Genomic DNA, 11,993 nt, shown 5'->3' on the forward strand with positions numbered 1-11,993 from the left:
ATTACTTATTTATCTCATTTGGTTCTTTTTGTTGCCATTCTTTTGAATAAAATGACTCATCAAGTTTGTAATTTGGTGTTTTAACTGAATCACTTTCAAGAAATGGCTTGATTCTTTGATCTGCAGCTAGCCAACCTCGCCACCCTAAGTGAATCGTATCCGCCATAAAATATTGAGTGCCGCTTTCTTTAGTAAAGTCTGCAATATTATTAAAGCCTTGAGTAGTTAATTGATACTTGATCTTTTTTGCAAAGTCTTGCAACATTTCTTGAGAAAGTCCTGTAAAATCCGACCATTGCTTGTTCACTGGTGGGATAATAAATAACACTTCAGCATTGTCTTGAGCCAATTGACTTAAGACTAGCTGTAAATCTGAAAATTCAGGAGAATAGCGATAATCCAGTTTTGTTTGTGAATTTTCTAACCGTTTTAATTTCTTTTTAAGTCGTTTAGTATAAAAAGAATTCGAGATCTCAAACGAATTATTACTAGTAGCTTTCTGACCTATTTCAGCAGCTAATTGATCTAGCTCATTGACATTATAAGTATTAGGCAAGGGTTTTTCAGCTTTGGTAATTTCTTTTTCTTTGCTTACCATACCGATTTTGCCAAATAATTCATCTTCACGGGAAAACATATTGATCATTAAATCGATGTATTGCTTATCAGATGAACTTGGCAATTTCCCAGAAATGATAGCTTTTAACGCACTATCTAAACGCTTGTCTTCTTTTACTTTTGGAAAATCCATTAAACGTTTTGCTAGATACACATCGTCAGCGGTTACTTTTTTTAAATCACTGACCCATTGATAGGTTTGCAACTCAGAATAATAGGCATTGAAGTAATCATTGGTTACCCCATTTTTCACAAACCATTGTGGTGAAATAATGAATACGACTTTTTTATGAGAAAGATTTTTCCCCATTGATTGCATCATCAAAGCTTGCGTTAAAGATTGTGTACCTGGTGCTCCTAATAAAAATGGACGATAGTTACGATCATATTTTTCTGCTAAAACAGAAGGATGAAATGGACTGATACGGCTCAGCTCTGAAGAGCCAAAAAATGGAATGTATTCCTTTGAACCGATTGCTTTATTTTTTATTGCATTTCCTCTGAGCACATTGGTCGCCATAGAAGTGGAAGCTTCCGCTAAGACACGTTTGCTGTCAAGATCTATTTTAAACGGTGCAAAGAAGAACGCAACTAATAGTACCGCAGAAATCAGAATCGGTCCAAAGATTCCAAAGATTTTTTTCTTCATGCTCATTATTGTAATGCTTTCACTTGTTCGATAACTTTATTTGGAGTGTTCCATAAATCGCGGTCAAATTCTGAAACTGGTACTTGTACATCTAATTGTCCATCAATTTCAACTAATAGTTGAACCGTTGCTAGTGAATCCATCAAACCTTCTTCAAATAAATCTACGTCTCTATTTTCTTTGACTTCATCTGTACCAGCAATTTCTTCTAAAATATCTAAAATTGTTTCTTCTATATTCATGTGTAGTTCTCCTCTGTCGTACAGTTTTCAGCTGTAGGTTATTTGTTTTATTTAAAGAATAATGTATCTAAAAATCCTGAGAAAATCAAGAAGCTAAAGCAAACTGCATTAAAAGTTAAGAAAATCGCAAAAACATGTGTGAATTTGTTCGAAGGAATGTGCTCTTTATGTTTTTTCTTAAAACGTAACCAAGCATCGGTCAAACAAATCAACGCGGCATGATAAAATCCGTAAGCCAGATAATACCATGTTAGTCCGTGCCATACGCCCATCAATAAGAATAAAGCAAAATATCCTACATTTGAAGCGACGATTCTACTTTTAAATACTTTTTTCTTGATCAAGGTAAACATCAAACGCATATAGACATAATCACGGAACCAAAAAGATAGCGTCATATGCCAACGATTCCAAAATTCTTTGATATTCCAGCTCAAAAAAGGCTTGTTAAAGTTGATTGGTGTATCGTATCCCATCAAATAGCTAGTTCCGACTGCAAACAAACTATAACCAGCAAAATCAAAGAATAAATACATACTATAAATATACGTATAAGCGACTAATTCCCAAGAAAAACCGCCTGTTTTCAAAGCCATATTAGCGACAACTGGCATCAAAACTTGACCAAAATAATATCCGATAATAAATTTATATAAGAAGCCTAGGAAAAAATTATGAATTCCTTTCCCTAGAAAGTCGACATATTTTTCAGGTGCTGGTGGATTTTCTACATCTTTTTCAAAACGGCGATAACGATCGATCGGTCCAGACGAAATCGTCGGAAAGAATAACAGAAATTCAATATAACGGAAGATGTTATATTCTTTGATCGAGCCATCACGCATTTCCATGATGATCTGCACTGACTTGAAGGTCAAATAAGAAATACCAAGAAATCCTACCAATGAAGCATGTCCAGAAACAAAAGGCATTACCTTAACTAAAACTAATGGCAAAAGTGCTAAAAATACAGCCAGATAAAAGACCATACTTTCATTTTTCTTTTGGCGATAATGAAAATAAAACCAAACTAAGATCGTCTGCCAAATGACATAACCAATCAATGCCGCGCCTTGTTTCCAATCCTCACCACCAAAACTCATATATAAGAACAATAGCGTAACTAAAACCTGATACCATGACCAACGTTTACCTTTGATCAATAAAGTCAGGATCATCGGTAAAAGTGCGATCAACAAGTAAATAAAATAAATCGGATTCGCATAAGGAATCATGTGAGGAAAGTCGATCATGTTGCATTCACCTCATTCATCAGCCCTTTACGGTCGATCTTTCCATTGGCTGTCAGCGGTAATCGTTCCACATAAATGAATTTCTGAGGAATCATATACTCCATCACTGATAAGCTTAATACTTCTTTAATTGCTTTTGATAGTTTAAAATCTTTGTCAAAATCGTGAGGATTAGCGACTACAAAAGCTACTAGTTGCTGAACTTTATGATTTTGATATTTAGGTACAACTGCTGCTTGTTTTACATAAGAAACACCAGCAAGATGATGATCAATATCTTCAAGTTCGATCCGATATCCATGCAGTTTGACCTGAAAATCGATCCGTCCATCATAAATCAGCATACCCTCTTTTAATTTTCCAGCATCGCCTGTGCGATAAGCAGGTTGACCTTTATATTCAAAAAAAGCATCCGCTGTTTTTTCTGGATTATTTAGATAACCTTTAGAAACGCTTGGTCCTGCGATTACGATTTCGCCAACTTCTGCTGCTGAAATTTCCTGTCCATCATTCATGATGTAAACATTCGTATCACTTTTTACATGACCGATCGGTACACGACTGTATTCATCTAATAATTCTTGTGTGATCTCCACGCCAGAAATGGCTACTGTTGCTTCTGTCGGCCCATACGTATTAAAGACACGTGCTTTAGGAAAACGTTCCAATAATTTCTGTGCTGTTGCTTTAGGCAGCTCTTCTCCACAGAAAAGAAAAATCTTCAAACTATCAACATGTTGTCCATCAAATGTCGGTTCCATCAAACAGATATCCATAAATGAAGGTGTCGAAACCCAAACTTCTATTTCCAATGTCGGCAACACCTTAAATAATTGCTTAAAGTCATTGATAACCTCTTTACGCATTGGTGTTAAAGAACCACCTGAAGTCAACGCAGGATAGACATCCATCACTGATAAATCAAACGAATAAGGTGCTTGGGATAAAAAGCGCATGCCTTCAGTGATCCCAAAGTCTGTCAATTCCCAATTAACAAAGCTTAAAAGATTTGTATGACTAATCTGAACACCTTTGGGCACACCCGTTGTTCCAGAGGTAAAAATAATATAGTAGGTTTCTGATTCAACAACAGGTTCTAGTGATGCGTCTGCAGTCCAAGATTTAGCACTAATCTCCTGTAGTTTTTCTAATGAAATTATTTCAGCACTAGTTTCCAGCTCGGGCCAGTCCCTGACAGAAAAAATCACTGCAGGTTCTGCTACCTCTAAAATCATCTCGATTCTTTCTTTTGGTGTGTGTGCTTCGATTGGTATGTATGGGTGTCCCGCTTTTGATGCACCTAAAAAACACGCCAACATTTCAAATTCTAATTCTCCGTAAACGACTACTGGGCGAGTACGCTCTATGTTTTCTTGTAAATACGCAGCCACTGCATCAGAATTTTTTTTCAACTCTCCATAAGTATACGTTCGATTGGTTTCAATATAAACGGGGCGGTTCGGCTCCTTTATCCCCCAACGATCGATTGCTTCAATAATATTTAAAATCGTCATGAAGTCTTCCCTCCCTAAAACTCATTGTAAATAAACGAGCCACCATCAATATTTTTGTAATGATATAAATAAATCAACATTAGCAGTATCCCAAAATAAAAAAGGGTTTTTCCAATGAATTTGCCCCAATACTGTACATTAGGTTTATCAAAAAATTGTTTCATTTTATTTTATGCCTCCAAAATTACACATATTCACATTTTTGTACTGCTATTGTAATCAAAACCAACAAGAAAAGAAACTTAATTCGTGAATAAACGCTTCTTTTACACTAACAGTTTTGTCACTTGCGCATAAAAAGAAGATGGGACAAAAAATCAAAATTATTGTTCCACCCTCTTTATAGTAAAGAAAATACAAGAAAAATCATTATTTTTATCATTTTTCATATAAATATTGCATAGAATCACTTTAAAAAAATTTAAACTATTACCAATCTCTTCCATGGATAATCCGAGAATAAATCGCTGATGTTAAGAAGTAATATGCTAAATAAATCAAAATCAACATCCCGCAAGAAAGATAGGCCAACCAATAACCAGAACTTGAGATATATTTACTCAAAACATAAATCGCAAACGTTGCATGTAAGACACCAATAATCATCGGTGGAAAGAAAATAATGCTGTTTTGCTGATAGACAAGTTTGGTGATTTCTTTTTTAGGAATGCCGATTTTCTTTAACAGATCATAACTTTCTTTTTCTCGCTCAGCCTCAGAAAATTGTTGCAACATCAAAATACTGCCTGTTATGATCAGTGCTAAAATGCCTAAAAACATTGCCACATAAATAAATAATCCCATTACTCTTCTCTGATATCTTAGTTCAGTAAAACGACTAGTATAGTTTAATTGGGAATATTCCTGCTCGTCTTCTTCTGAATACTCCTGTGGATTCTTTTTTTCAGGATGTAGACTAGTTTTTGATGTATAGCCTTCCAGCCGGTTATTGTCCCACTGATACTTGTAATAAACAGGTGCGATCCAATTAGGTTTTACAGTCTCCGATAACTTGTTAGCCAAAACTTCTTCATCTTTTGCTTGTATATTAAAGGCCATGAGCGTGTATGTAATACCGGAGTTTATCGCATTAAACTGTTCATCCGATACCACAATTGTAGGAAAACTGTATCTTAATAAATCTTGACCCAAATAATCTAGCCGCACATCAGCAACATGAAGTTTAATTCCTTCTGATAAATTAATAGCAGAGCCATAACGAATAAAACCGCTTAGTATATTTTGTATACTATCTAAAATAACAACGTCTTGTTTATTTTTTAGATTGATATTTTTTAAATAAGGGTTTATTTTTTGAAATTCCCGATAATTTGAAAGTGACAATAGATTTACAGGACTAATTCTGCTTTCTTTTTCGTCCTGTCCAATTTTAAGATGAAATTGGCTACCCGTCAACTTATAATTTAATTTAACTAATGAATCAATAGTTGTATCCGTTTCCTTTTCGATTATTTGATCTATTTCCTTGAAAGTATCTTCTGCGACAATAAAATCAGTTGGTGCTGTTGAATTTACTGAATTCATCCCTAATGTATAAATAGATGCTGCTCCGCCGATCATCCCTAATGCAATTGCAATAAAAATAGTCACCGTAAATAACGTATGTCCACTTCTTTTAATATGAAGTTTGGTATTTCCTAATGCTAACATATTCAAATCTCGATAATAATTGAATTTACTCTTTCCAAATAGAAACGCAATTAAGTACATCGTGTATTTAAAAAATAGATACGTTCCCACTAAACAAGTAAACATAATTACTAAAGGAACAAGAAAAAAGCCAGAAAAACCTATGGATGTATGGGTTAAAGCTGCACCAAAACGAATGACGTTATATGACAAAAAATAGCCAATACTAATAAACACTAACCCAAGAATACCTAAACATCCTTTTAATAGTGACAATTTATTTGGGTTAGCTGTATTTTTTTCAATTGGTTTAAGTAGGTTTGTTACTTGATAACGATAAATCAGCCAACTACTTCGAAGAGAGACCGCTAGCAACATGAAAACAAATACTATACTTGTTTGAACCATAGATGGAATTGAGACAAAAAATAGACTTTCCACTTGTAAAAACATTGCTTTTGCTAAAATCATCGAAAATAGCTTAGATAAAATAATTCCTAGTAAAATCCCCGTGACTAAAGATGCTGCCCCTAAAATGAGTGTTTCAACAAAAAATAAATATGAAATCCGCCCTTTTCGCATACCGATTAAATGATATAAACCGATTTCTTTCCCTCGTTTTAATAAGAAGAAATGATTCGCCGCAAACATAAATCCTAAAATCATGACCACAACAAGAATACCGCCCAAATTCATCGCTCCGTTGATGTGGACCTCTTGCCCGACTCTATTTGCCAGTGTTCTATTGTAAGTAATCGCACTAAAGCAATAGTAAACAACTACCGCAAAGGTCATACTGACAAAGTAAACTAAATAATTGAGAAATTGGCCTTTGAAATTTTTCCATGACAAATTAAAAATCATTGGCACGGCCACCTCCACCAATCGTTGCTTGCATGTCGATTACCCGATTAAAAAATTCTTTTCTTGAACCTTGTCGAACTACTTCTGAAAAAATCACACCATCTTTAATAAACAAAATACGATTACAGTAGCTTGCAGTATAAGGATCATGCGTGACCATCATGATCGTCGCATCATCTTGTAAGTTCATATTTGTCATATATTGCAGCAACTCAGCCGCTGACTTAGAATCCAAAGATCCTGTTGGTTCATCTGCAAAAATTATTTTTGGTTTGGTGATCAACGCACGAGCTGCAGCTACTCGTTGTTTTTGTCCAACAGAAATAGCATTTGGATAAGCATTCAATATTTGGTCGATCCCCAAAACGTTGGCAACATGTACTAAACGCTCCTCCATTTCAGCTAAGGACATTCGATCAACAGTCAAAGGCAGCAAGATATTATCTTTTACAGTCAAGGTATCCATTAGGTTAAAATTTTGAAAGATAAAGCCTAACTTTTTGCGTCGGAAATCACTGATTTGATTATCTCGCATTTTTAAAATGTCTTGACCATCGATTTGAACCGTTCCGATTGTTGGTAAAGCAATTGTTGAGATAGTACTCAATAAAGTGGATTTACCTGCGCCACTTGGTCCCATGATCCCTACAAATTCCCCTTGATCAACTGAAAAGGAAATATTATTCAATACCTGTACTTTATTATTTCGATACCCATATGATTTGCTCAAATGATTTACTTCTAAAATTTTTTTCATATTTTTTCGCTCCAGTTTATTCGTTATCCCTATTCTATCAATATTTTGTGTGGCTGAACATCGTTTCCTCTTACAATTAAGTAATAATAAAAAAAAATTTAGTAATCATTTATTTTTCTAAGGGAGAATGTTGTGACAATTTCCACAAACCTTTTAGGGAGTTGTTTTCACTATTTTTTCATTTCTAATAAACACTATATGTAGTTGTAAATGTATGTGGAAAATTAAATTTCACACTATATATAGTTGAAAGATTTATTGAATTGTTTTATGATAGTGAAGGAATAAATCTATGAGGAGATGGGTAGCAATGATGGAGATTAAGCAAGCTAATAATGAAGTGAGTTCTACTGATTCAAGCTTACATACGATGAAAATCGTTAAAAGAGATGGACGATTGGTTGATTTTGATGATCGAAAAATTTATGCCGCTTTGATCAAAGCTGAACAAAAAATTCGCGGTTCTTTGGACCCGCTTGCCCATGAACGCATTCAAGAAATTGTGGAAAGAATCGATCAGGAAATTTCAGATCGTTTCGTTGAAAATGTAAAAATCTATGAAATCCAAAATATCGTCGAACATATTTTACTAGCAAGAAATGAATATGAGTTAGCAGAAGAATACATCAATTACCGTACTCGCCGTGATTTTGAGCGTAGTAAAGCTACAGATATCAACTTTACAATCGGTAAGTTGATCAATAAAGATCAATCTGTCGTGAATGAAAACGCCAATAAAGACAGTGATGTCTTCAATACACAACGAGATTTAACAGCTGGGATCGTTGGTAAATCGATTGGGCTTAAAATGTTGCCTCCTCATGTTGCTAATGCACATCAAAAAGGAGATATCCATTATCACGACTTAGACTACCATCCATATACACCAATGACAAACTGCTGTTTGATTGATTTTAAAGGTATGCTGAATAATGGATTTAAAATCGGAAATGCAGAAGTTGAAGCACCAAAGTCGATCCAAACTGCGACTGCCCAAATTTCGCAAATCATTGCAAACGTAGCGTCAAGCCAGTACGGCGGTTGTTCAGCAGACCGTGTGGATGAATTGTTAGCTCCATTTGCTGAATTAAATTATCAAAAACATTTAGCAGATGCAAAAGAATGGATCGAAGGCTCTGATCGTCAAGAAGCCTACGCTAAAAGTAAAACAAAAAAAGATATTTACGATGCGATGCAAAGTTTAGAATATGAAATCAATACCCTATTCACTTCTAATGGTCAGACCCCTTTTACTTCTTTAGGATTTGGTTTGGGTCTGAGCTGGTTTGAACGTGAAATTCAACGAGCAATTTTACAAATTCGGATCAATGGTTTAGGTAGTGAACACAGAACGGCTATTTTCCCTAAATTGATTTTCACATTAAAACGTGGTGTAAATTTAAATGAAACAGATCCAAATTACGATGTAAAACAATTGGCATTAGAATGTGCAACAAAACGGATGTACCCTGATGTCTTAAATTATGACAAGTTAGTTGATTTAACAGGCAGCTTTAAAGTACCGATGGGATGTCGTTCTTTCCTACAAGGCTGGAAAGATGAACAGGGAGAAGAAATCAATGTGGGCCGTATGAATTTAGGCGTCGTTACCTTGAACCTTCCGAGAATCGCAATGGAAGCTCAAGGTGATGTGGATAAATTCTGGACACTTTTAGGTGAGCGTCTTGAAACAATGAAAGATGCTTTAGTTTATCGTGTTGAACGTTGTAAAGAAGCAACACCTGCAAATGCTCCTATCCTTTATATGTACGGGGCTTTTGGAAAACGTTTATCTAGAAAAGAATCGGTTAATGAATTATTCAAAAATAAACGTGCGACTGTTTCGCTAGGTTATATTGGTTTATACGAAGTCGCATCTGCATTTTACGGTGGTGACTGGGAAACAAATCCTGAAGCGAAAGACTTTACGATTGAAATCTTAAAGGATTTAAAAGCTCATGCAGATGAATGGGGCAATGATTATGGGTATCACTTTAGCGTGTATTCAACTCCTAGTGAAAGTTTGACTGATCGCTTCTGTCGTTTAGATACTGAAAAATTCGGAGTGGTAGAAAATATTACGGATAAAGAATATTACACAAACAGTTTCCATTATGATGTTCGTAAAAATCCAACTCCTTTTGAAAAACTAGATTTCGAAAAAGATTATCCACAATATTGCTCTGGCGGTTTTATTCATTACTGTGAATATCCTGTTTTACAGCAAAACCCTAAAGCTTTGGAATCTGTTTGGGATTATGCTTATGATCGTGTTGGCTATCTGGGAACAAATACACCGATCGATCACTGTTACGAATGCAACTTTGAAGGTGATTTCAATCCAACACAACGCGGCTTTGAATGCCCACAATGCGGTAACCACGATCCAAAATCCTGTGATGTTGTGAAACGAACTTGCGGCTATCTAGGCAATCCCCAAGCACGGCCTATGGTTCATGGAAGACATAAAGAAATATCTTCTCGAGTAAAACATATGAAATAAAAAGCGGAACGAACCGGTTAGATCTCGAACAAATTAGGAAAATAATGTGAAGATGCTTTCTATCTTTACAGTATTTTATCTATTTGTTGAGAGATCTGGTTCGTGCAGCTAGATTAAATAAAAAGTGGAATAAGCCGTTTAGCTCTCGAATAATAAGGAAGAAAAATATAGCGATGCTTTTTATCGCGGATTTTTACTCCTTATTATTGAGAGAGCTGGCTTATGCAGCTAGATTAAATAAAAAGCAGAACGAACCAATCACCAAAAAAAACGATGTCTCCTGCACTTTTGCAGGCATCGTTTTTATTTGAAAGGATGACTAAAAATGAGAAATCCTAAACCACAAGAATGGCTAGCAGAGGAACTTAGTCAAAATTATATTGCCGATTATAAAGCATTTAACTTTGTAGATGGTGAAGGTGTCCGAAATAGCCTATATGTTAGCGGTTGTTTATTTGCTTGTGAAGGTTGTTTTAATCAAGCAGTCCAAAATTTTCGCTACGGCAAACCTTTTACCAAAGAATTAGAAGATAAAATTATTGAAGATTTATCTCACGATTATGTACAAGGACTGACCTTATTAGGCGGTGAACCCTTTTTAAATACAGAAGTTTGTTTGACTGTTGTTGATCGAGTTCATCAAGAATTTGGACAAGAAAAAGATATCTGGTCTTGGTCTGGTTATACTTTTGAAGAACTCCTGTTAGAGTCCGACGATAAACTTGAATTATTAAGAAAAATAGATATTTTAGTTGACGGACGTTTTGAGTTATCGAAAAGAAATTTGAATTTACAATTCAGAGGCAGCAGCAATCAGCGAATCATCGATGTCAAAAAATCTTTAGCTAGTGGGCAAGCTGTCATTTGGGACAAATGCCATGATGCTGAACAAGCCTATGAGCAAATAAAAAAAGGCAAATTGATTTAAAGTTTAGATCATAAATGAAACTAATATTACCTGATAAAGTAGCAGAAGAATTCTTTTGCTACTTTATCAGGTTTTCGCATTTAATTTTAATTCCCTATCGAATTATTGGCTCATCTTTTATATGTATATTACAATAAAAAATAGAATAATCTGTTATCAAATAAATTGGAGGAGCAACTATTATGACAAGAAATCAACCTTCAGCTACTAAAAAAGCCATCATCACTGGAGCCGCTTCAGGAATTGGTTATGCTACAGCTAAATTATTTATTGAACAAGGATTCATTGTTGGTTTGATTGATGCCAATCAAAATCGTTTAGAAACTATTTCTAAAGATTTTAAGCACAAAGGACATGAATGTTATTATCGAAATGTGGATGTGACGGATGAAATCAGCCTAAAAAAAGCGATTGATGCGTTGACTGACAGTCTAGAAGGTTTAGATATCTTTTTCAGTAATGCCGGAATAAATGGAACTTGGGCGCCAATTGAAACATTGACAATTGATGAATGGGATCGTACGTTGAACACAAATCTGCGTAGTACGTTTTTATGTACAAAATTTGCAATTCCACATATGAAAGAAAAGGGCGGTTCGATCATTATAACAAGCTCTATCAATGGTACTAGAATTTTTAATAATTTTGGTGCTTCAGCATATAGTGCTTCTAAAGCTGGACAAGTAGCATTTACAAAAATGGCCGCATTAGAACTCGCTCGGTATAATATTCGTGTAAATGCAATCTGTCCTGGGGCTATCGACACAGCAATCAACGAAAAGACAACTTATTCTGATGAATTAAAAGAAATTGAAATCAAAGTGGAATTCCCCGAAGGTGATCGTCCATTAAAAAATGAAACAGGAACCAGTGACCAAGTTGCTCAATCTGTTTTATTTTTAGCAACGGATGCTTCAGCTAATATTTCTGGAACTGAACTTTATGTGGATGGAGCAGAATCTTTGCTTTAATATATTAAATAGAGCAGACCAAAGCTATTTCTAGTTTTGATCTG

The 11,993-nt window shown here is 35.0% G+C and carries 10 protein-coding genes; 3 read left to right on the forward strand and 7 right to left on the reverse strand.

The features are described 5' to 3' along the window. Position 1 precedes the first annotated feature (1 nt). The 7 genes from dltD to BCR21_RS05270 form a co-directional block, all read right to left on the reverse strand. The gene (gene dltD / locus BCR21_RS05240) at positions 2–1,273 is read right to left on the reverse strand and encodes a D-alanyl-lipoteichoic acid biosynthesis protein DltD (RefSeq protein ID WP_205684825.1); all 1,272 of its coding nucleotides are present in this window, start codon (positions 1,271–1,273) and stop codon (positions 2–4) included. Further along, positions 1,273–1,509 (reverse strand): D-alanine--poly(phosphoribitol) ligase subunit DltC, encoded by a 237-nt coding sequence (gene dltC / locus BCR21_RS05245; protein ID WP_069645427.1) that lies wholly within the window; start codon positions 1,507–1,509, stop codon positions 1,273–1,275. Before dltC ends, dltD begins: the two co-directional genes overlap by 1 nt. A 47-nt stretch (positions 1,510–1,556) precedes the next feature. Next, entirely contained in the window at positions 1,557–2,762 is a 1,206-nt protein-coding gene (gene dltB, locus BCR21_RS05250; RefSeq protein ID WP_069645428.1) for a D-alanyl-lipoteichoic acid biosynthesis protein DltB, read from the reverse strand. Further along, positions 2,759–4,276 carry a D-alanine--poly(phosphoribitol) ligase subunit DltA gene (gene dltA / locus BCR21_RS05255; RefSeq protein WP_069645429.1) on the reverse strand — a complete coding sequence of 506 codons (1,518 nt, stop codon included), beginning with the start codon at positions 4,274–4,276 and terminating at the stop codon, positions 2,759–2,761. The genes dltB and dltA overlap by 4 nt, the downstream gene beginning before the upstream one ends. Positions 4,277–4,290: 14 nt before the next feature. Next, the gene (locus tag BCR21_RS05260; protein WP_069645430.1) at positions 4,291–4,440 is read right to left on the reverse strand and encodes a teichoic acid D-Ala incorporation-associated protein DltX; all 150 of its coding nucleotides are present in this window, start codon (positions 4,438–4,440) and stop codon (positions 4,291–4,293) included. A gap of 265 nt (positions 4,441–4,705) precedes the next feature. After that, positions 4,706–6,790 (reverse strand): ABC transporter permease, encoded by a 2,085-nt coding sequence (locus tag BCR21_RS05265; RefSeq protein ID WP_069645431.1) that lies wholly within the window; start codon positions 6,788–6,790, stop codon positions 4,706–4,708. Further along, positions 6,780–7,547, reverse strand: a complete 768-nt coding sequence (locus BCR21_RS05270; RefSeq protein ID WP_069645432.1) for an ABC transporter ATP-binding protein — start codon at positions 7,545–7,547, stop codon at positions 6,780–6,782. Before BCR21_RS05270 ends, BCR21_RS05265 begins: the two co-directional genes overlap by 11 nt. Positions 7,548–7,857: 310 nt before the next feature. Between BCR21_RS05270 and nrdD the strand changes: the two genes are divergently transcribed. The 3 genes from nrdD to BCR21_RS05285 all read left to right on the forward strand — a co-directional run bounded on the left by nrdD (position 7,858) and on the right by BCR21_RS05285 (position 11,949). After that, positions 7,858–10,050 carry an anaerobic ribonucleoside-triphosphate reductase gene (gene nrdD, locus BCR21_RS05275; RefSeq protein ID WP_069645433.1) on the forward strand — a complete coding sequence of 731 codons (2,193 nt, stop codon included), beginning with the start codon at positions 7,858–7,860 and terminating at the stop codon, positions 10,048–10,050. A 325-nt stretch (positions 10,051–10,375) separates the two neighbouring features. After that, the gene (nrdG, locus tag BCR21_RS05280; RefSeq protein WP_069645434.1) at positions 10,376–10,978 is read left to right on the forward strand and encodes an anaerobic ribonucleoside-triphosphate reductase activating protein; all 603 of its coding nucleotides are present in this window, start codon (positions 10,376–10,378) and stop codon (positions 10,976–10,978) included. Positions 10,979–11,160: 182 nt separating this feature from the next. After that, a complete protein-coding gene (locus tag BCR21_RS05285; protein ID WP_069645435.1) occupies positions 11,161–11,949 on the forward strand; it encodes an SDR family oxidoreductase in 789 nt (262 codons plus the stop codon). The last annotated feature ends 44 nt before the right edge of the window (positions 11,950–11,993 follow it).

Source organism: Enterococcus ureasiticus (assembly GCF_001730285.1).
GTDB classification, from domain to species: Bacteria; Bacillota; Bacilli; order Lactobacillales; family Enterococcaceae; genus Enterococcus_L; species Enterococcus_L ureasiticus.

Coding starts and splice junctions, on each gene's coding strand:
- BCR21_RS05285 (WP_069645435.1), top strand. CDS start 11,161: ATGACAAGAAATCAACCTTCAGCTACTAAAAAAGCCATCATCACTGGA.
- nrdG (WP_069645434.1), top strand. CDS start 10,376: ATGAGAAATCCTAAACCACAAGAATGGCTAGCAGAGGAACTTAGTCAA.
- dltA (WP_069645429.1), bottom strand. CDS start 4,276: ATGACGATTTTAAATATTATTGAAGCAATCGATCGTTGGGGGATAAAG.
- BCR21_RS05265 (WP_069645431.1), bottom strand. CDS start 6,790: ATGATTTTTAATTTGTCATGGAAAAATTTCAAAGGCCAATTTCTCAAT.
- dltD (WP_205684825.1), bottom strand. CDS start 1,273: ATGAGCATGAAGAAAAAAATCTTTGGAATCTTTGGACCGATTCTGATT.
- nrdD (WP_069645433.1), top strand. CDS start 7,858: ATGATGGAGATTAAGCAAGCTAATAATGAAGTGAGTTCTACTGATTCA.
- BCR21_RS05260 (WP_069645430.1), bottom strand. CDS start 4,440: ATGAAACAATTTTTTGATAAACCTAATGTACAGTATTGGGGCAAATTC.
- dltC (WP_069645427.1), bottom strand. CDS start 1,509: ATGAATATAGAAGAAACAATTTTAGATATTTTAGAAGAAATTGCTGGT.
- BCR21_RS05270 (WP_069645432.1), bottom strand. CDS start 7,547: ATGAAAAAAATTTTAGAAGTAAATCATTTGAGCAAATCATATGGGTAT.
- dltB (WP_069645428.1), bottom strand. CDS start 2,762: ATGATCGACTTTCCTCACATGATTCCTTATGCGAATCCGATTTATTTT.